General features: G+C 64.1%; 17 protein-coding genes. 7 read left to right on the forward strand and 10 right to left on the reverse strand.

The genetic code is table 11. The annotated features are described in order from the left end of the window. Nucleotides 1-2: 2 nt before the first annotated feature. Together ABU113_RS13065 and ABU113_RS13070 are read left to right on the forward strand one after the other, a co-directional pair. Nucleotides 3-1,529, forward strand: coding sequence for an acyl-CoA synthetase (locus ABU113_RS13065; protein ID WP_454559941.1), 1,527 nt, complete (start codon nt 3-5; stop codon nt 1,527-1,529). 128 nt (nt 1,530-1,657) lie between these two features. After that, nucleotides 1,658-3,727, forward strand: a complete 2,070-nt coding sequence (locus tag ABU113_RS13070) for a 3-hydroxyacyl-CoA dehydrogenase NAD-binding domain-containing protein (RefSeq protein WP_454559942.1) — start codon at nt 1,658-1,660, stop codon at nt 3,725-3,727. Nucleotides 3,728-3,778: 51 nt separating this feature from the next. On the opposite strand, the gene ABU113_RS13075 is transcribed toward ABU113_RS13070, so the two are convergent. The 4 genes from ABU113_RS13075 to ABU113_RS13090 form a co-directional block, all read right to left on the reverse strand. Next, the gene (locus ABU113_RS13075; protein WP_454559943.1) at nt 3,779-4,555 is read right to left on the reverse strand and encodes a FadR/GntR family transcriptional regulator; all 777 of its coding nucleotides are present in this window, start codon (nt 4,553-4,555) and stop codon (nt 3,779-3,781) included. Nucleotides 4,556-4,736: 181 nt separating this feature from the next. Then, the gene (locus ABU113_RS13080; protein ID WP_454559944.1) at nt 4,737-5,243 is read right to left on the reverse strand and encodes a hypothetical protein; all 507 of its coding nucleotides are present in this window, start codon (nt 5,241-5,243) and stop codon (nt 4,737-4,739) included. After that, complete coding sequence (locus ABU113_RS13085) at nt 5,240-6,121, reverse strand: SDR family oxidoreductase (RefSeq protein WP_454559945.1); 882 nt, start codon at nt 6,119-6,121, stop codon at nt 5,240-5,242. Before ABU113_RS13085 ends, ABU113_RS13080 begins: the two co-directional genes overlap by 4 nt. A gap of 86 nt (nt 6,122-6,207) precedes the next feature. Then, nucleotides 6,208-7,458: an acetyl-CoA C-acetyltransferase gene (locus ABU113_RS13090; protein WP_454559946.1), complete on the reverse strand. Its 1,251-nt coding sequence runs from the start codon at nt 7,456-7,458 to the stop codon at nt 6,208-6,210. A 92-nt stretch (nt 7,459-7,550) separates the two neighbouring features. Here ABU113_RS13090 and ABU113_RS13095 point away from each other — a divergent pair, with 92 nt between their 5' ends. Beyond that, complete coding sequence (locus ABU113_RS13095; RefSeq protein WP_454559947.1) at nt 7,551-8,375, forward strand: SDR family NAD(P)-dependent oxidoreductase; 825 nt, start codon at nt 7,551-7,553, stop codon at nt 8,373-8,375. On the opposite strand, the gene ABU113_RS13100 is transcribed toward ABU113_RS13095, so the two are convergent. Continuing rightward, a complete protein-coding gene (locus ABU113_RS13100; protein ID WP_454559948.1) occupies nt 8,332-9,123 on the reverse strand; it encodes an alpha/beta fold hydrolase in 792 nt (263 codons plus the stop codon). The genes ABU113_RS13095 and ABU113_RS13100 overlap by 44 nt on opposite strands. A gap of 135 nt (nt 9,124-9,258) precedes the next feature. On the opposite strand from ABU113_RS13100, the gene ABU113_RS13105 reads away from it, so the two are divergent. Together ABU113_RS13105 and ABU113_RS13110 are read left to right on the forward strand one after the other, a co-directional pair. Further along, nucleotides 9,259-10,038: an enoyl-CoA hydratase/isomerase family protein gene (locus tag ABU113_RS13105; RefSeq protein WP_454559949.1), complete on the forward strand. Its 780-nt coding sequence runs from the start codon at nt 9,259-9,261 to the stop codon at nt 10,036-10,038. A 1-nt stretch (nt 10,039) separates the two neighbouring features. Next, nucleotides 10,040-10,912, forward strand: coding sequence for an SDR family oxidoreductase (locus ABU113_RS13110; RefSeq protein WP_454559950.1), 873 nt, complete (start codon nt 10,040-10,042; stop codon nt 10,910-10,912). A gap of 32 nt (nt 10,913-10,944) precedes the next feature. Here the strand turns inward: ABU113_RS13110 and ABU113_RS13115 are convergent, their stop codons facing one another. From ABU113_RS13115 to ABU113_RS13135, 5 genes are all read right to left on the reverse strand, one after another. Beyond that, on the reverse strand, nt 10,945-13,203 hold the full coding sequence (locus tag ABU113_RS13115; protein ID WP_454559951.1) for a CoA transferase: 2,259 nt from the start codon (nt 13,201-13,203) through the stop codon (nt 10,945-10,947). After that, nucleotides 13,152-13,592, reverse strand: coding sequence for a Zn-ribbon domain-containing OB-fold protein (locus tag ABU113_RS13120; protein WP_454559952.1), 441 nt, complete (start codon nt 13,590-13,592; stop codon nt 13,152-13,154). Before ABU113_RS13120 ends, ABU113_RS13115 begins: the two co-directional genes overlap by 52 nt. 1 nt (nt 13,593) lies before the next feature. After that, complete coding sequence (locus ABU113_RS13125; RefSeq protein WP_454559953.1) at nt 13,594-14,811, reverse strand: thiolase C-terminal domain-containing protein; 1,218 nt, start codon at nt 14,809-14,811, stop codon at nt 13,594-13,596. A 69-nt stretch (nt 14,812-14,880) separates the two neighbouring features. Then, nucleotides 14,881-16,110 (reverse strand): alpha/beta fold hydrolase, encoded by a 1,230-nt coding sequence (locus ABU113_RS13130; RefSeq protein ID WP_454559954.1) that lies wholly within the window; start codon nt 16,108-16,110, stop codon nt 14,881-14,883. Beyond that, on the reverse strand, nt 16,107-16,799 hold the full coding sequence (locus ABU113_RS13135; protein ID WP_454559955.1) for a FadR/GntR family transcriptional regulator: 693 nt from the start codon (nt 16,797-16,799) through the stop codon (nt 16,107-16,109). The genes ABU113_RS13130 and ABU113_RS13135 overlap by 4 nt, the downstream gene beginning before the upstream one ends. A gap of 118 nt (nt 16,800-16,917) precedes the next feature. On the opposite strand from ABU113_RS13135, the gene ABU113_RS13140 reads away from it, so the two are divergent. Both ABU113_RS13140 and ABU113_RS13145 read left to right on the forward strand, forming a co-directional pair. After that, nucleotides 16,918-18,033: an amidohydrolase family protein gene (locus ABU113_RS13140; protein ID WP_454559956.1), complete on the forward strand. Its 1,116-nt coding sequence runs from the start codon at nt 16,918-16,920 to the stop codon at nt 18,031-18,033. A gap of 27 nt (nt 18,034-18,060) precedes the next feature. Beyond that, nucleotides 18,061-18,858, forward strand: a complete 798-nt coding sequence (locus ABU113_RS13145; protein ID WP_454559957.1) for an acyl-CoA dehydrogenase family protein — start codon at nt 18,061-18,063, stop codon at nt 18,856-18,858. Nucleotides 18,859-18,982 lie beyond the last annotated feature (124 nt).

Below are 18,982 nucleotides of genomic sequence, written 5' to 3' on the forward strand. Positions count from 1 at the left end.
CGATGACCCACCCTCGCCTGTACGCCACAATCCATCCCGACAAGCCAGCCGTCATCATGAGCGATGGTTCGGCCATCCTGACCTACGGCGCGCTGGAGGAGCGCGCCAACCGCGGAGCCCAACTGTTACGCAGGCTCGGCATCAACCGCGGCGACAGCATCGCATTCTGGCTGCCCAACTGCCCGGAAGTGTTCGAGGTCTATTGGGCTGGCCAGCGCGCCGGTCTCTATGTCACACCCATCGCCACCCCGCTTACTGGCGCCGAAGCCGCCTATATCATCGAGAACTCCGGCACACGGCTGCTGGTCGCCTCCAGCGCGATCCCGGGGATGGCTGATCTATCGCACCCGCCAGACGTCACGATCTTGTCGATCGAGCAATGGCGCGCCGCACTCGATGACCAGCTCGCAACACCGATCGACGACGAGGCACCCGGCTTCCATATGGTCTATTCCAGCGGCACCACAGGACGGCCAAAAGGGGTGCGCCTGCCACTGCCGGAGGGCGGGGTCACCGATCCTTACCTGATCGCAATACAGATTCAGGGCCGCTACGGACTGGGCGAGAACGATATCTACCTCTCCCCCGCCCCACTCTATCACACCGCGCCTCTCGCCTACACCACGGCCTGCCATCGCCTTGGCGCGACCGTCGTGCAGATGCCGAAGTTCGAGGCCGAGGCCGCGATAGCGGCCATCGCCACGCACCGCATCACCGCCACCCAGATGGTACCAACGATGTTCGTGCGGATGCTGAAGCTGCCCGAAGCAGCACGCCGCGCGCATGACCTGTCATCGTTACGTCTTGTGATCCACGCAGCCGCGCCCTGTCCGGTACCCGTCAAACGGCAGATGATCGACTGGCTCGGTCCCATCCTCTACGAATATTATGGCGGTTCGGAAGGCAATGGCTCGACCGGCATCACGTCGGAAGAGTGGCTGCACAAGCCCGGTTCCGTCGGAAGGGCGACCTGGGGCACGCTGCACATCTGCGACGAGGATGGCGAAGAATTACCGCCGGGGCGCGAGGGCATCGTCTATTTCGAGGGCGGCTGGAATTTCCAGTATCACGGTGATGCCGAAAAGACCCGCGATAGCCGCAATCCTCGCCACCCGAACTGGTCGACGCTGGGCGACATCGGCTATGTCGATGCCGACGGCTACCTGTTCCTGACCGACCGCAAGAGCTACATGATCATTTCCGGCGGCGTGAACATCTATCCGCAGGAAGTCGAGAACCTGCTGATTACCCATCCGCGCGTCGCCGACGCGGCGGTGATCGGGGTGCCCCATCCGGAGTTCGGCGAGGCGGTTAAGGCGGTGGTACAGCCACTCGATCCCGCCGATGCCACGCCAGCGTTCGCCGAGGAATTGATCGCGTTCTGCAGGGCAAACCTATCACCCCTCAAGTGTCCACGCTCGGTGGACTTCGACCTCGCCCTGCCGAGAATGGACAATGGCAAGCTCTACAAGCGACTGGTTCGAGACCGATACTGGCAGGGAAAGTCCGGCGCTGCGGCGGCATGCTGACGCGTCGCCAAGAGTCTCTTCAACCGCCAGCGCGGCGCGATTACAACTGGCAATTTCCATCTAACCTGGTTAGATGATAATCTTTCAAGCAGGTGCCCCAAACGCAGGTCACCACCAATTCCATAGGGATGTTCATGTCTGACGTCATGCACTTCGAAGTTGAAAACGGCATTGCCATTGTCACCATCGATTCACCCCCGGTGAATGCCTTGAGCCAGGCTGTGCGCCAGGGCATCACCGACGGTTTCCAGCAGGCCTGGGCGCGTGACGACGTGCAGGCGATCGTGCTCATCTGCGGCGGACGCACCTTCTTCGCCGGCGCCGACATTTCCGAGTTCGGCAAGCCGCTGCAAGGGCCGGACCTGCTCAGCGTTCTGGATGGCATCGAGAATGGTAGCAAGCTCACCATCGCGGCGATCCACGGCAACGCGCTGGGCGGTGGCCTCGAACTGGCGCTGCACTGCCATTACCGCATCGCCGTACCGTCGGCCAAACTGGGCTTGCCGGAAGTGCATCTGGGCCTGCTGCCAGGCGCGGGCGGCACCCAGCGGCTGCCGCGCATCGTCGGTGTGCCCGCTGCACTGGATCTGATGACCAGTGGTCGCCCGATCGGCGCCAGGGAAGCACTGTCGGTGGGGGTGATCGACGCTCTGGCAGAGGAGGGCAAGTTGCGCGACGACGCCGTCGCCTATGCCCGTCGCCTGCTCGATGAAGGCGCCACCCTGACCCGCGTGCGTGACCGCGATGACAAGGTGGCCCCCTATCGCAACAAGCCCGAGATCTATGATGACTTCCGCCGCCAGCACGCCCGCGGCTTCCGCGGCTTCAAGGCGCCGGAAAACATCATCAAGGCGATCCAGGCCGCGGCCGACCTGCCGTTCGATCAGGGCATCCAGCGCGAGCGCGAGCTGTTCGTCGAACTGCGCGACTCCAAGGAGTCGGCGGCCCAGCGCTATGCCTTCTTCGCCGAGCGCGAGACCGCCAAGGTGCCGGGCCTGCCCAAGGACACCCCGGTGCTGCCCGTCACCTCGGTCGGCGTGATCGGCGCCGGCACCATGGGTGGCGGCATCACCATGAACTTCCTCAATATCGGCATGCCGGTGACCCTGGTCGAGGCCAGCCAGGAAGCGCTTGATCGTGGCATCGGCGTCATCCGCCGCAATTATGAGACCAGCGCCCGGAAAGGCAAGCTAACCAACGAACAGGTGGAGAAGCGCATGGCGCTGATCACTCCCAGCCTCGATTACGCCGCCCTCGCCGGTGCCGATCTCGTCATCGAGGCGGTGTTCGAAAGCATGGCGATCAAGAAGGAAGTCTTCGCCCGCCTCGACAAGATCGCCAAACCCGGCGCCATTCTCGCCTCCAATACCTCGTTCCTCGATCTCGACGAGATTGCCGCCACGACCAGCCGACCCGAAAACGTCATCGGCCTGCATTTCTTCTCGCCCGCAAACGTGATGCGCCTGCTGGAAGTGGTGCGTGGCCAGAAAACCGCGCCGGCGGTCATCAACACCGCAATGCAGTTGGCCAAGAAGATTGGAAAGGTACCGGTGCTGGCCGGAGTCTGCGACGGCTTCATTGCAAACCGGGCGATGCGGACCCGCGGCGTGCAAGCAGACGCGCTGGTGCTGGAAGGCGTGGCGCCGGCCGATATCGACCGGGTGATCTATGCCTACGGCTTCGCCATGGGGCCGTTCCAGATGACGGACCTTGTCGGCCTCGACGTCATTGGCCGGGATTCGACCGAGAAAACGGTGCGCTCGGAACTGGTCAAGCGCGGCCGCCTCGGCCAGAAGCAGGGCGGCGGCTATTACGACTACGATGAAAACCGTCGCCCGACGCCCTCGCCTGTCGCAACCGAGGTAATTCGTGAAGTGGCTGCCGAGAAAGGTATCGCACCGCGCACCGCCGATGACGCGGAAATCCTCGCCCGGTTGCTCTATCCGGTCGTCAACGAAGGTGCCAAGATTCTGGAGGAGGGTATCGCCATCCGTGCCAGCGATATCGATGTCGCCCTCATGATGGGCTATAATTGGCCGGTTTACACCGGTGGTCCAATGTTCTGGGCGGAAACCGTCGGCCTGGCCAACATTGTCGCCAAGCTGAAGGAACTGGAGAGCCGTTACGGCGCCGCCTTCAAGCCGGCGGCATTGCTGGAACAACTGGCAGCCTCGGGCAAGGGCTTCCGCGACGCCTGAGCCCGGCCACCCGGCGGCATGGAAAGTCCAGCCGCCGGGCACCGTCCGTGCTCAATCGAGGAGATCGACCACCGCGGTGGGCGCCAGATCCTGAAGCCAGAATATGCCGGCGGCATTCATATGATGCAGCCAGTGCGCCTGAGCCGCCGCGCCGTCGCCGGCCTCGATCAGCTCGATCAGCTTGGCCTGAGAGCGCAAACCTGAACGAGCGAGTTTCAGTCGCGTCTCAAGATCGGTACGGGCTTGCGCATGGCGCTGGGCCAGCGCCTGGTGCTTGTCGACGATTCCATGCAGCGCATGGCCGACCATCATCAATGTGATATTACCCGACAGGTCGATCAGGATCCGGTGAAAATCAGCGAGTTGCCGCGCGATGTCCTTGGACGCCTTCAGCAGTTCCTTCTCGGTCTCCAACTGCGCGCGCAACGCCGCTGCCCCCGCCTTGGCGTTACGCTCGGCAACCATGCGCGCCGCCGCCGGTTCGATGATTGTGCGCAGTTCATAGACGTCGCCGAGCGTCGCCCCATTGGCCTGCAACGCAATGCCGGCGGCCCGCGCCACCATCTCATAGGTCGGCTGGTTGACCCGGGCGCCGCCTCGGGCACCACGCGAAACGCTGATCAGCTTTTCCGACTCCAGGATGCGGATCGCTTCGCGGATCGTCGGCCGGGATACATCGAAGTCAGCGATGAGCTGGGCTTCAGCGGGCAGCGTATCCCCATCCTTCAAGGTGCCCCGGATGATCGCGTTGCGGATGCGTGCGGCGACGATCTCGGCAGTCTTGGGTATCCGAATTTGCTGCTCGGCTGACCGATGATAGGCCAACATCTTCTCCTTCAGAGTGTCACTCCCCCCGTCAGGCCAGGGCAACCAGCCTGTATCACGGGCAAGCAATATCATGGTCCGGCCACATCACCGGCAAACATATAAACAAGTTGCCTACAATATGACGTGTACTCCTGCAATCCACCCCACACGTCATCCATCAACCCGCCTTCGCCAACCGGCGTTAGCCGTCCTCCAGACCAATGCCGACGTTCGCGCCGGTGACATAGGCGGCATAGTCACTCGCCAGATATGCGACGAGACTGCCCAGCACATCGCCAGTGTTGAAGGTCTGCACGCTGTTGACCCTGATACCGTCGCGCGCCCATTCAACGCCCAGCGTCTTGGTGAGATTGCCAAGCCCCCCGATCGCGGCCGCATGGTCGGCACCTAGCGCCTGTTCAGGAGCCGCTACAAAGATAATCACGCCGCCCCGGCCGATGGTACGACGGCTGGAGGCAAAGTCCCTGGCTGCGAGGAAGCACCGGTCGAGACCGGCATCAAGCACGGCCCGCCAACCATCATGGTCGATCTCATGCGCCAGCTGTTTCACCGGTGACGGCACAACCAGGATCAGCACGTCGCAGTCGTCAACGTCGACCAGATGCGCCCCCTGCGTGGTCAGGGCACGACAGATGGCGTCGCTCTCGCCCACCAGGCGTACCGTTTTGCCGGCCAGCCAGCCGCTCATCGCCACCCCCACGGGCCATCAACACGCTCGCGTGGTGGAACGAAGTCGGGCATCAGCAGCGAACGCCGCAGGCTCTCGCCACCGTCCTGAACAATGATCTGCCCCGTCAGGCCCTCCAGCATCGGCGTGCAGGTCATCGCCGCGAGCCAGCCGAACTCCCAGGTCGAGCCGGTGCGCCCCGCCGGGATCATCGCCTGCAACGGCTCAATCCCGCCTCCGCGGCCACCACTCACCGAGGAATCATGGGGAAAGAACCCGGCGGCCACCGCATTGACACGGAGGCCAAACGGCGCCCATTCACGCGCCAGCTTCCGAGTCATCGTCGCCTGGGCGGTCTTGGCGGCGGCGGAATGCGCGTCACCGGGAAAACCCGTCCAAATATACTGAGCGGCGTTGTTGACGATCGCGCCGCCCTCGCCGCGCGCGATCAGCCGACGTGCAAGTTCGCACGAGCACAGGAAAGTGCCATCGATCGCGATCCGGGTGACGGCGTTCCAGGCATTGACGGAAATATTCTCCGCCAGCACCGGAAAATTGGCGCCGGCATTGTTGGCGAGCAGGCTGACAGGTCCGAGTACCCGTTCGGCCTCGTCAAAGGCCGAGGCGACATGGTCCGGCTGGCGCACGTCACCGCTGATGGCATGAACCTCGGCACCAGTCGCCGCGACCTTCGCCGCACCATCTTCCGCCCGTTCGATACTGCGCCCCATGATCGCCACCCGGGCACCGCCCTGAGCAAAGGCGAGCGCCATCGCCAGACCCATGCCGGACCCACCGCCCGTCACCAGCACAGTCTGGCCGGCGAAGGTGTCAGCCGGGTAAGGCGGCTGATCGAAGGGAGGCGGCCGCAGCACAACATGATGGCTTGGCACCGACATATGCTGTCTCCCGAAACCACGGCATGAACGCGATCGCTGTTATCGCGCCCCTTCCGGCGGCGGCCGGAAAACCGCCGACAACGTGTTCACAGGCGCTCGATGATGATGGCTGGCGCCATACCACCGGCGGCGCACATGGTGACCAGACCGTAGCGGCCGCCACTCCGTTCCAGTTCATCAAGCGCGGTGCCGATCAACAGCGCGCCGGTCGCGCCGATGGGGTGCCCCAACGCGATGGCGCCGCCGTTGATGTTGACCCTGTCACGATCCATCCCGAGGTCGCGCTGGAATTTTTCGGCAACCACGGCAAAGGCTTCGTTGATTTCCCAGACGTCGATGTCGCCAACACTCAGGCCGGCACGCTCCAGAACCCGCCTTGCCGCCGGTACCGGCGCGTTCAGCATCAGGGTCGGGCAGTCACCCTGGTTGACCGCCGCGACGATACGGGCCCGCGGCGTCCACCCCTGCTCCGCGGCGTAATCAGCCGATGCCAGCAAAACGGCCGCCGACCCGTCGACCACGCCCGAGCTGTTGCCGGCATGGTGGATGCCGCGCCAGTCGACATCACCATAACGACGCTGGATCATCTGCCGGTAGGTGGTGCCATCCGCCTGCGCCGGCATGTCGGCGATACCATCGAAACTTGGCTTGAGTTGCGCCAGTCCCTCGGCTGTCGTTTCCGGGCGCGGAAACTCGTCATGGTCTAGTGCCACGCTACCATCGGCGTTCAGCACTGGCACGACGCTGCGGCTGAATCGCCCCTCTTTCAGGGCCACTTGCGCCCGACGCTGACTTTCCAGCGCCAGAGCGTCAACGTCGGCCCGCGTAATGCCCTCCATCGCCGCGATGGCGTCAGCGCACACCCCTTGATGGCTGATCGGGTGCAAGGCGACGACATCCGGATTGCCCGCCCCCGGGCCTAGCGCCAGCCCCGCCGCCATCTCTTCCTGAAAAATCGCGGTGTGCAGGCTCATCATGTCAGTGCCGCCGCCAATGGCGCAGTCCTCGAAGCCCGAGATGATCTGTGCCGCCGCCAGCGCAACCGAGGTGATCGAACTGCCGCAGGCGCGGTCAAGAGTCATGCTGCTGGCCCGCACGTCATACCCGGCCAGCAGTGCCGAGTAGCGACCGAGATTGGAACCCTGCTTGCCGCGCTGCACCGCCGTGCCCCAGACAATGTCGCCCACCTCGCCGGTTTCAAGGCGGTTTCGCTCGGCGAGTGCCCTCAGCACCGTCGCCCCCAGAACCTGCGGATGCAGATGGGCAAGCGAGCCCTTGCCAACCTTGCCGATGCCACGCGGCGTGCGCACGGCGTCGATGATATAGGCCTCAGCCATCGGACTCCCTTTCTCCCAGCGGGATTTGACCCTTGCCCGCATCACTTATATAACTAGGTAAAATAAATCAAGTCGCACTGGGGGAGATGGACATGTCCGGGACAAGCTGGTTGCTGCAGGGATTGCCGCATACACCGCTGGCGCTGGTGACCGGCGGCTCGACCGGCCTCGGCTTCGCCATGGCACGAACGCTGGCCGACCATGGCTTCTCGGTCTTCGTTTGCGCCCGCACCCGGACGGACCTTGACGCCGCCACGGCTCGCGAACCGCGGCTTCTGGCCCTCCATGCCGATGTCACGCACGCCGAGGATCGCCAGCGGCTTTTCGCCGAGGTCGAACGGCGGGCCGGGCGGCCGCTGGACCTTCTGGTCAACAATGCCGCCATCGTCCGCGCCCACGATTACACCAATCCCTTCACGCTGAGCGAGGACCGTGCGGCGGCCGAGATCGATACCAACTTCGCGGCCCCGATCGACCTGGCGCGCCTGTTCCTGCTGTCCCGCCATGGCCGTGTGAGCACACCCGGCGCGATCCTCAATGTCAGCACGCCAGGCGCCCTGTTCCCGCTGGACGCCAACCCGCTCTACAGCGCCACCAAGGCCGGGCTTCATATGTTCACGCTATCGCTGCGGCGTCACCTCAAGGACACGCCGGTGCGAGTATTCGAGCTGTTTCCGCCCGCGCTCGACACCCGACTGGCTGACCAGCTCGACGTCCCTAGTCAGGCCGCTCATGGGCAGGATGTGATCGATGCCGTCGCCGGTGAGGCCATCGCGGGGTTGCTCGCCGGCACGGAAACGATCCTGCCCCACCCCCAGAGCCGGGCGCTCGTGGCCATGTTCCCGCCAATCGACACAGGCATGATCGACGTCGTCAATCGCGGCGTTGGCCGACGTGCCGGCTGGGATCACCCTTAACGGCGCCTGGCATCGACGATTGCCGTGCCAGCCAGTCACGCAAAGCCCCGACGAATATGTCCGGCACCTCCAGATGGGGCATGTGCCCGCACCCCGGTAGCGATACCAGTGTCGCGCCCGGCACCGCGTCTGCAAGCGACACCGATGCAGCGTGGTCGATAACCACATCTTCAACGCCGGCTATCACCAATACCGGACAGTGTATCGTCGCCAGCCCGGCCGCGAACGCCGGACGACTGGCGGCCGCCATCTGTTCACGGGCGAAGCGCGCGGGGCCTGCCGCCAGCATTGCGGCTTCCAGTGGCGCCTGCTGCATCGCCCGATGATCTCGGGCCAGTGACGCGCGGGCCAGACGGCGCAGGACCGCCGGAAAGTCATCACGCGCCGCCTCGACGAGTGCCATCCGCTTCCCGGTCATCGCTTCGGTTTCAGGCTGCGCCGTGGTTGAGACCAACACCAGCCCCGCCACCCTTGCCGGGGCCGCGAGCGTCGCCGCCATCGCGACATACCCTCCCAGCGAATGGCCCAGCAGGACAAAACGCACCGGCGCCTTGTCGAGAAGTACATGCGCCATCTCCGCTACCGTCGGGCCTTCATTGGGAATCACCACAACATCGTGATCGAGCGGGTTCAGTGCCGCACGCCAGCTCGCCTTATCCTCAAGGATACCCGGCGACACGACCAGCGGCAGCCGCTCGGCCGGCGCTTCCGGGAGCGCTTCCTCGTCTGTCAGTGGCGCAATCGACATTGACCGGCCTCAATCAATTTGCCCCTTAACATATATAACTAGGTGATATACATATTGCAGCAAGAGCGCCAGCAATTCAGTTCAATGACAACGATATTTCCCCTCAAGGCGCGAGGTGATCCTTGGAGATGCCGCATGAGCGACAAAGTCCTGTACGAAGTCGTCAACGGGGTGGGCGTGATCTCGCTCAACCGGCCTGACGTCCACAACGCCATGGATGACGAGGCGGCGGCACTCTACAAGGAAATGCTTGACCGCGCGTTGAATGATGACGCGGTCCGCGCCATTCTGATGCGGGGGGCTGGAAAATCCTTCTGTTCAGGGCGTGACACCACCATGCTTGGCCATCGGGCGCGCGACGAGAGTGATTATCACTTCGTTCTCCGCCACCAGCAGGGCCGGCTCAAGGTGATGGACAGCCCCAAGCCGTTTGTCGCCGCCTTGAAGGGCGCTGTGATTGGCGGTGGTTGCGAGATGGCGCTTTCATGCGACATTCGCGTGTCGTCAACCGACCTCAAGATGGCACTGCCGGAGATCAATTACGGTATCCTGCCCGACACCGGTGGCACCCAGATCATGACCACGCTGATCGGCCCTGCCCGGACAAAATATATGGTCATGACCGGCGAGCGCATTGATGCCAGGACGGCGCTGGAATGGGGTGCTGTCGACTTCGTCGTTTCCCCGGAGGAGCTTGATGCCAGGGCGCTGGAGATCGCGAAGAAGATTGCCGCCAAGCCCCCCATCTGTCTCGCCATGGCCAAGACCATGATCGATCAGGCCCATGCCGGTGCGGTGCGCAACGGTATCGCCCAGGAGTTGCTGGCGCAGACCGCCCTGTTCAAGACCGAGGACTATGCTGAAGCGCGCGCCGCCATCCGAGAGAAGCGCACGCCGATCTACAAGGGGAAGTGACATGACTGACGACTACAAGGGTCTGCGCCGAGCGCCCGGCGCCGGCGCGCGGATGCTGCCCGAAGGCACCTTCGCCAATGACGTGGCAATCATCACCGGCGGTGGCTCGGGCATTGGCAAGGGGATTGCCGCCGAATTCGGCCGGTTGGGTGGCGCCGTCGCCATCGCCAGCCGCAACCCGGAAAAGCGGGCCCGCGGTGTCGCGGCAGTCGAGGAGGCCGGCGGCCGCGCGATCGGCGTACAACTCGATGTCCGTGATCCGGAAGCCGTCAAGGCCTGCTTTGACGAAGTGGAATCGGCACTCGGACCCGTTACCCAGCTCGTCAACAATGCCGCCGGCAACCTTGCCGGAGCGTCGGAGGATTTCAGCCTCAACGCCTGGCGGGCGGTGACCGGCATCGTGCTGGACGGCACCTGGATCTGCTCGACCGAATTCGCCCGGCGACGCATCGCCGACGGCATTGGTGGTGCGATCCTCAACATCGGCGCCACCTACAGCTGGACCGGCGGGCCCGGCACCAGCCCGTCAGCCGCCGCGAAAGCCGGGGTGACCAACCTCACCCAATCGCTGGCGGTCGAGTGGGCGCCCTACGACATTCGCGTCAACTGCATCGCACCCGGCCTCTTCCCTCATGCCGACCGCGCGGCGCACTTGCGGTTTGCCGATGGCGATGATCTGTCCAACCGCCAGCCGGCGCTGCGCACCGGCGAGGTGCACGAACTTGGCTGGGCTGCGGCCTATCTGTGCTCCGACTACGCCGCCTTCTGCTCCGGTCACACCTTCGTGCTGGACGGTGCCAACTGGCTGCGTCGCAGCCTGCGGATGCCGGTGTTCGAACCTGTGCGCACCTGGCTGCCCAAGCGGGAAAAATGATCGTGCCGTCGCCTCCCCTAACGGGGAGGCGGTCAGCCGATAACCTTCTGTTCACGATAGCCGGCGATCTCCGCGTCCGAGAAACCCATCTCACGCATGATCTCGTCCGTGTGTTCGCCAATATTCGGGCAAGCGCGCTTAAACCGCACTGGCACATCACCAAAGCACCAGAAGGCACCCGGCTGCTCAACAGTGCCGTACATCGGCTGCTCCAGTACCGAGATGAGGTTCAGTTTACGGTTGAGCGGATTGTCGAAGAAGCGGTTTTGCGCATCCTCGAAGGTAACGTGATCGCAAGGTACGCCCGCCGCCTCCAGTGCCGCGATCAGCTCATCAGATTCACGCGCGGCGGCAGCTATCACGAAACCCGTCTCATCATCGCCCAGCACATCCCGCACCGCCTTGCGGCGCGCCTCGGTGTGCGCGGCGACCGCGATCCAGTTGCCATCCCGACACTGAAAGATCCGATGGTAAGGCGAGAATCCGGTCTGGTCGCTGCTCAGATGATACGTCGGCGCCAGCGAACCGTCGGGGAGTATCAGCGTCTCGCCCTGGGTGAAGGCGGAGATGCCGAGCAGCGACGTCTGGGTGGTATAGCCGCGCTGGCCCGCGCGTCGGGCATAGATCGAGGCCATCAGCTCGACCAGACAGCTCATCGCGGTGGCTACGTCCATGGTGCCGGGCCGGTTGAACATCGGCTTGTTGCCCTCGCCCGCATTCTCGAACTCCCAACCGGCAATGGCGTTGAAGATCGAGTCATAGCCCGGCCAATTGCCGCGCTCGCCGCGCTGGCCATAGGCGCTGCTGTAGTTGAACGCGACATCAGGATTGTGCTGGCGAACCCCCTCCTCCGACAAGCCGAGCTTGGCCGCGCCCTTGAAGCGCATGTTGTGATGCACCGCCTCCGCCCACTGGATCAGCCGTGCCAGGATCGGCTGTGCCGCCGGCTTGGTAAGGTCAAGCGCGATCGACCGCTTCGACCGCGCGGCGGCCTGGTAATAGCGGTGCATGAAACGAATGCGGTCGCCTGTCAGCGCCTCGACCTTGATGACGTCAGCGCCCATGTCGCCCATCATCGAGGGCCCCATTGGACCCGCGAGGAACATGCCGAGGTCAAGCACCCGGACACCTTCCAGCAGCTCCTCCGGCTCGCCATCGCTGCCGATCGGTGCGGGCGGCGGCGCCCAGTCCTTCCCGCCCCCTTCGCCCAGGCGTGGCGCCGGCCGTACCGGCGGCAATGGCGCGTCGGTGTGGAACGGCACATTCGGCTGAACCGTCAGCCCCAGTTCGGGATCGTTGACCTCCACCGCATAGGCATTGGCGCGAACTTCCGGGTGCCTGAGCATTTCACCAAGCGGGTAGGCAGGCTCGGCCGCAATGTCAGCGGCGCGCAGATCGGCGAGCCATGCCTCCAGTGGCCGGCGCCTGAAGGCATCGATCTTGCCCTCCTCCGTGTCGATCTCCGCCCCTTCCGCCAGCACGTCCCACATGGTGGGCATGGTCGCGTAGTCGAACTGCCGAGCAGGATCCATGATCTGCAGCCAGTCGCCACCCTGACATTGGTATAGTTGCTGACCAATGGGGCGAGCCGCCAGCGGGTGCGGCGGGTTGTTCGGCATCGGCCCCTTGGAGTTGCGCGCCCAGATCAACGGCAGCATCGCCATGTAGCCTTGGAAGATCGACGTATGGGCCGCCCCGCCGTGCCCCGACTGCAAGCGGGCCACCAGACGCGCGAGAATGCCCGCGGCCGCCAGGTGTGCGGCGGCCCAGCTGCCGGCATTGAACCGCCAGACGATCGGACCCGGTCGATAGCCGTCATTCTCGTAGAGCGCGCCGAACCGGGCGGCGACCAGCAACTCGTCATCCGAGCGCTCGACATCGGGATGATTATAGGGGCTGCCCGTAATGCCGCAGATGACAAGACGTGGATGCGTGCCGACAAGAGTCTCGTCATCGAGCCCGAGCGCCCTGGCGCGCGCCGGCGTGAACTGGTGCAGCAGCACATCGGCACCGGCAAGACGCCTGTTAAGCTCACCAAGTCCATCAGGCGTCGACAGGTCAAGCTCCAGGCTGCGTTTGCCACGGTTCCAGTTGGCGAAGCGTGCCTGCCCTCGCGCCGGATCGCCGCCCGGCCGCTCGATCTTGAGCACGTCCGCGCCCAGTGCCGCCAACATCAGGCCGGCGACCTGAACCGCCTGGCCCTCGCCAATCTCGACAATCCGTAGCGCGCCCAGCATGTTCACACCTTGCGGAAATTCGGCAGCACCCAGCCATCCTGGATGTCCGTCCATTCAACCGTGACCTTCATGCCGATATGAACGTCTTCGGCATCGCAGCCGGTGACGTTGGCGTTCAGCCGAGCCCCCGGCGCGCCGTCAAGATCGACGACCACCGGCACGTAGATGAAGTCCTCGCCGTTCTTCGGATTCTTGTTGCAGACAACATAGCTGAACACCGTGCCGGTGCCAGGCAGCGTCGGCCAGACTTTCTCGGTGCTTGAACACTCCGGGCAATAAGGCGTTGGCGGCATCCGGAAATGCCCACAGCGGGCGCACTGGCAGGCGGTCAGACGATGCTCCTTGGCGGCCTGCCAGAAGGGTTCCGTATCCGGGTTGGTGGAAATGCGAATCTGCTCACCCGGCAGCAGGCGCGCCGGCCCATAGCTGATGGTCTTGCTCATGTCAGGCGTTCCTCAGGATCAGACTGGAGACTGGCAGTGATGCCGGACCACCGGATGCCAGCGCGAACTCGCAATCGGTGACCTGATTGATTGCCGTGCCCCGCACCTGTTCAACCGCTTCGACCACGTGGGTCATGCCGATGATGTAGGCTTCGTTGAGGTTGCCGCCATGGGTGTTGACCGGCACGCCGCCGTTCACGCCGCGGCCGGTGGCGGCATCGTAGCGAATCTTGCCGCCGAGCACATAGTCGTTGCCCTCGCCTTTTTCGCAGAAGCCATAGTCCTCCAGCTGCATGAGCACCATCGGGCTGAAATGGTCGTAAAGCAGCGCCACGTCCATATCCTTGGCGGAAAGACCCGACTGCGCCCAGATGCGATCCGCCGTGAACTTGTGGCCGGAGCTGGCGAAATGCGGGTCCGGCATCCCCATCCAGGCAAACGCACGACCCCACTCCCGCTGACCGCCATGGGCGCAGGCGTGCACGATCGCCGGCTTGTGCCGGCAATCCTTCGCTCGATCCATGGTGGTGGTAATCACCGCGACCGCGCCATCGGTCTCCAGACAGAAATCCAACCTGCGCAGCGGGTCAGCCAGCATCGGCGACGTCTCATATTCCTCCCGCGTCAACGGCGCCTTGCGCACGGCCTTGGGCCGATTGTGGGTGTTGGCGCGCGTCGCCATGACGATCTCACCAAAGGCGTCCTGCGTGGTGCCATAGAGGTGCATGTGGCGCCGGGCGAGCACGCTCATCAGATGTCCCGGACCGACCAGTCCCGACGGCTGCAGGAAGCTGTTCTCCGGGCTGGGTGCCGCCGCGCCGAACACCACGCCAAGGCGATGCTGAGGCAACTGCTGCAGCGCCATCACGGTAACGGCGTACTTGCAGTCCTCGTTCATCAGCCCCGCGGTCGCCAGGCCGATCGCCCCAACACAGCCACCACCACCCGACGTCAGCGTCGCGGAAAAGGAAACATGGGGCATGCCCAGTGTTTCCATCAGCGAGGCTGTGTCGAACTTGTCGAGGTAGCCGGCGCCGGCCGTGGAATAATAGGAGAAACCGTCGACATCCTTGATCGAGATGCCAGCGTCCGCGCAGGCCTTGAGGATCGCCTCGCCCGCCATATCGTTAATGGTACGTGGCCAGCTTTTGCCGCGGACATAATAGTCCGTCGCCCCCACACCCACGATTGCCGTCTTGTCCTGATGTGCCCAGGCCACCGTTCACCTCTCCCACTTACACTTATTCAACTAAGTGAGATATGCCAGCCGTGCAGGCTTGTCCAGCGGTCAGGTAAAATGCAGCCGCCGATATTTGCCGCGGAAGTAGAGTAGCGGATCGCGACGTGGTTCGAATTGTGCCCGCAGCACCTCGCCAACCAGGATGAAATGGTCCCCGCCCTCATGAATCGCATGACGGCGGCATTCAAACGAGACGAGCGAGCCATCGAGTAGCGGCACCCCTGATTCTCCCGCCGACCAGGGTGTCGCGGCAAAACGATCCTCCCCCTTGCCGGCGAAGCGGTTGGACGTTGGCTGCTGGCTTACCTGAAGCACATTGACCCCGAAGTGGTCAGCCTCACGCAGCACCGGGGCGCTGCCCGCGCTATTGGCGATACAGACCAGCAGCAACGGCGGATCAAGGGAGACCGATGTAAAACTGTTGGCGGTCAGACCAACCGGGGTACCGCTCTCTGTACAACCGGTCACCACGGTGATCCCGGTGGCAAAGCAACCCATCGCGTCACGCAGGGTACGCGCGTCGGAACCGGCGCGGAACTCGCTCGCTGCGCGCGGCTGTTTGCGCTCCAGAAAATCGAGCAGCACGCCAAGAAAGGCCTCGGTACGGTCAGTAACCACCAGCAGGTCGGCGTCGGCAACGTCCACGACCTCGGCGTTGGGCAACGCGGAGTCAAACGTATCGTTGAGCGCCGAGCGCCGTATCCAGGACAAGCCACCGCGCATCACCAGTGTCGGCAAGGCCAGTCGTGGTGCAGCCCCCAGTAGCTCATTGGCGACACCGTCGAGCGGAAAAGCGCCCAGCGTACGGACATCCCAACGCTTCTCGCCCTCGGCGTGGCGTTGACGTAACCGGTCCGCTATGTCGCTCGCAACCGCCGGATCGGCATTGACGGGCATGTCGACCAGCACCAGCCCTGCCGCCAGATTCGTGGCGTCGCTGGCGAGCGCCGCCACGGCGACCCACCCGCCCAGTGTTGCCGCCACCACCACCGGCCTTGTCGCCGCTTGCGCCAACACCGCGCGCAGATCCTCAACGTGCGCCTCAAACGAGTAGGCGCCATCAACGGGCCACTCGCTACCACCATGACCACGCAGGTCGAGGCTGATCACTCGCCGGCCGGACTGGACCAGCGCCGCCGCTACGTCATGCCAGACTGCACGCGTCTGGCCGGCACCGTGAAGCAGCAGAATTGCCGGATCATTCGGGTCACCGGCGATCTCCGCCTCCAGACGAACCCCTCCAAACCCGCGAAAATGCGTTACCTCAACCGCGCTCACGATTTTTCTCCCGCGATCCATGCCGCCATCGCCCCGGAGCGCCTCCGCATCATCAGTCGGGCGATATCAGCGTCGTGGTCGAGAATGGCCCGGCACAGGCCATGCTGCAGCTTCCGGGCTTCCGCGCGCTGTTCGGGATCACGATAGAGCCCCGTGCCCTGCTCCTCCATGCCAAATGAATACCCGATCGCCATCACCAGCTCGATCGCCGGATTCCCGCTCATCAGCGCCACCAACCGCGCCAGCTCAGCCTCTGCCGCGATCATCGCCGCCACGCTGTCAGCCTGATCTATGTCGGCGTCAAATTGCTCCAGCATCTCCCGCAAGCCTCGATCTTCACACGCACAAGCCAGTGCCGCCGCCTCTTCGGAAACGAGGCGACTGACCGCCATGATGTCAAGTAGCGTGGCACCCTTGAGGCGCAGATACCGGGCGAGTGTCCGAATCGCGTCGCTGGCGTCCGGACGGCTGGCGTAAAAGCCGCCGCGAATGCCCCGCCGCACGCTGATGAGGCGATCGTTCTCGGCGATCTTGGCGGCCTGACGAAGCGTCGGACGGCTGACCCCGAGACGATGCAGCAGATCATCCTCGCCACCAATAAACGCCCCCGCCTCATGCTCCAGACTAAGCTTGGCCAACGCACGCGCCGTACGCGCAACCAGCGTCTCCGAATGTCCAATCTGTTCCATGCCGCCTCCTTACAGATAACTGTTTACGACCAATTTTCGACACCGTCCAGCACAACCCTTGCATTGACTTATATAACTAGGTATCCTTATGAAAATGGACCGAATCGGGAGAGTTCACATGAAGCCCTTCGTTTTCAGTGCTGACAGCCATATCATGGAACCGGCGACCATCTTTCTCGACGGCCTGCCCGCGAGCCTGAAGAACCACGCCATCCATTCGCGCAAGGAAGGCGACTTCCTGATCACCGGCACGGCGGACAAGATCATCTATCGCCTGCGCGTTGGCCAGCACCGCGAAAAGGAACTGGGAGACAACCAGCGCAGGGGCATCCGGGAGATCCCCGGTCGCCTGGAAGACATGGAACTGGAAGGTATCGACGCGGAAATCTGTTTTCCAAGCCTTGGCCTGTGGCTCTATTGCCTCGACAACGCCGACGCCGAGGCGGCATCCGCCCGTCTCTACAACGACTGGAACAATGAGTTTCTCTCGGGGCACCCGACGCGCTTCGTGCGTTGCGGCATGCTGCCCGTGCTCGAATTCTCGAACACGCTGGCCGAACTCGACTATCTCGCCGCCAAGGGTTTCACCGCGGCCATGCTGCCAGCAGTGACGCCGCCGCACCTGCCCAAGTACAATGACGCCAAATGGGATCCCGTCTTCGCCCGGGCGGCAACGCTTGGCATCGTGTTCGTGATGCACACCGGCACCGGCCTTGAAACCGTGGTTCACGAGCGTGGACCGGGAGCCGGCATCATCAACTACACCAAGCAGGCGATGGATGCGCAGAACTCGGTGCAATACCTTGTCGCCGGCGGCGTACTCGACCGCAATCCCGCCGCGAAGGTTGCCTTCATCGAGAGCGGCGCCAGCTGGCTCGTCGCGCTAGCCGAACGCATGGACGAGGTGGAGGAAGCTCATGCCAATTTCGTCCACCCCAAGCTCTCGCGCCGTTGCAGCCAGATCATCGATGATCAGGTCTGGGCCAGCTTCCAGCATGATCGCAGCTGCATCCTGGCGGCCAATGCCGGCCTGCCCGGCGCCAAGAACGTGATGTGGGGATCTGACTACCCGCATGCCGAGGGCACGTTCCCGATCAGCCGCCGCATCGTCGACGATCTGTTCCACGGGCTGAACGTCAGCGAACAAACCCGCCTCGACGTCCTTGGCCTCAACGCCGCGCGACTGTTCCGCATCGCGCCCGACGTTCAAACCAGCGCGACGCTGGCTGCCTGAAATACCTGCTGCGTAGGAGTTGCGATCATGGTCTGTCTCGAACTCTCCAGCGAGCAACAGGCCATGGTCGACAGTGTCGGCGGTGCGCTGGCCTCACGAGGTGAGCGCACCGCCGATGCGATCCTGGCAGAACTGGGCGTGGACGCACTGCTTGAGCACGGTGGCAACCTGCTCGACGCGGCGCTGGTCGCAGAGGCGGCGGGTCGCGAAGGCGTCGTTGCATATCCGGCCGGCGAGCGCATTCTGATCGCCGCAGCCTGTGTCGGCATGGCGCAGCGCGCGCTTGACGAAGCCTCCGCCTATGCGCGTGAGCGCATTGTCTTTGGCCGGCCGATCGGTGAATATCAGGGGATCGCGCACACATTGGCCAACGCTGCGACGGAGGTCGACGGCACCCGTTTGCTGATCTGGCGCGCCATCGCTGCGCGCGCGGAAGGCTTGGCGGGTGCCGCACGGCTCGACGCCCAGGCCTTCTGGTGGTCAGCGCGCGCCTGCGTACCGGCGATCAAGGCCGCAATCCGCACCTTCGGCGGCTATGGGGTCAGCGAAGACTCTCCCCTGCCAGGCCTTTACCGCAGCGCGCGTGCGCTGCTTCTGGCCGCAGACGATCCCGATCGCGCGCTCACCGCACCGCTGTCGGCCATGACACCGATAGAGCCGGTGTCGATGAGCTTCACCCAGCATGCAGAGGCGGATGTCTGGACCGCGCGCACCCGCCATTTTCTGACGGAGCACTTCTCCGACGCCCACAAGCAAGCCTTCGCCACATCACCTGACAATCACTTCCCGGAGCTACACCGCAAGCTCGCCGCCGCCGGGCTGTGATCGGCCCCCACGGACGGGTCCAATTTGATTGTTAGTGCAATGATGGTCGTGGCGCCAGCGCGGGCGGCATCGCTGGTTGGGGTTGCAGGGCCGCCCGCGCGAATGCCGGGATGAAGACCTCCGG

The sequence above is a fragment of the Parapedomonas caeni genome (assembly GCF_041060555.1).
In the GTDB taxonomy this organism is placed as follows: Bacteria; Pseudomonadota; Alphaproteobacteria; order Sphingomonadales; family Sphingomonadaceae; genus CAUJIW01.

Coding starts and splice junctions, on each gene's coding strand:
- ABU113_RS13065 (WP_454559941.1), top strand. CDS start 3: ATGACCCACCCTCGCCTGTACGCCACAATCCATCCCGACAAGCCAGCC.
- ABU113_RS13070 (WP_454559942.1), top strand. CDS start 1,658: ATGTTCATGTCTGACGTCATGCACTTCGAAGTTGAAAACGGCATTGCC.
- ABU113_RS13075 (WP_454559943.1), bottom strand. CDS start 4,555: ATGTTGGCCTATCATCGGTCAGCCGAGCAGCAAATTCGGATACCCAAG.
- ABU113_RS13080 (WP_454559944.1), bottom strand. CDS start 5,243: ATGAGCGGCTGGCTGGCCGGCAAAACGGTACGCCTGGTGGGCGAGAGC.
- ABU113_RS13085 (WP_454559945.1), bottom strand. CDS start 6,121: ATGTCGGTGCCAAGCCATCATGTTGTGCTGCGGCCGCCTCCCTTCGAT.
- ABU113_RS13090 (WP_454559946.1), bottom strand. CDS start 7,458: ATGGCTGAGGCCTATATCATCGACGCCGTGCGCACGCCGCGTGGCATC.
- ABU113_RS13095 (WP_454559947.1), top strand. CDS start 7,551: ATGTCCGGGACAAGCTGGTTGCTGCAGGGATTGCCGCATACACCGCTG.
- ABU113_RS13100 (WP_454559948.1), bottom strand. CDS start 9,123: ATGTCGATTGCGCCACTGACAGACGAGGAAGCGCTCCCGGAAGCGCCG.
- ABU113_RS13105 (WP_454559949.1), top strand. CDS start 9,259: ATGAGCGACAAAGTCCTGTACGAAGTCGTCAACGGGGTGGGCGTGATC.
- ABU113_RS13110 (WP_454559950.1), top strand. CDS start 10,040: ATGACTGACGACTACAAGGGTCTGCGCCGAGCGCCCGGCGCCGGCGCG.
- ABU113_RS13115 (WP_454559951.1), bottom strand. CDS start 13,203: ATGGACGGACATCCAGGATGGCTGGGTGCTGCCGAATTTCCGCAAGGT.
- ABU113_RS13120 (WP_454559952.1), bottom strand. CDS start 13,592: ATGAGCAAGACCATCAGCTATGGGCCGGCGCGCCTGCTGCCGGGTGAG.
- ABU113_RS13135 (WP_454559955.1), bottom strand. CDS start 16,799: ATGGAACAGATTGGACATTCGGAGACGCTGGTTGCGCGTACGGCGCGT.
- ABU113_RS13140 (WP_454559956.1), top strand. CDS start 16,918: ATGAAGCCCTTCGTTTTCAGTGCTGACAGCCATATCATGGAACCGGCG.
- ABU113_RS13145 (WP_454559957.1), top strand. CDS start 18,061: ATGGTCTGTCTCGAACTCTCCAGCGAGCAACAGGCCATGGTCGACAGT.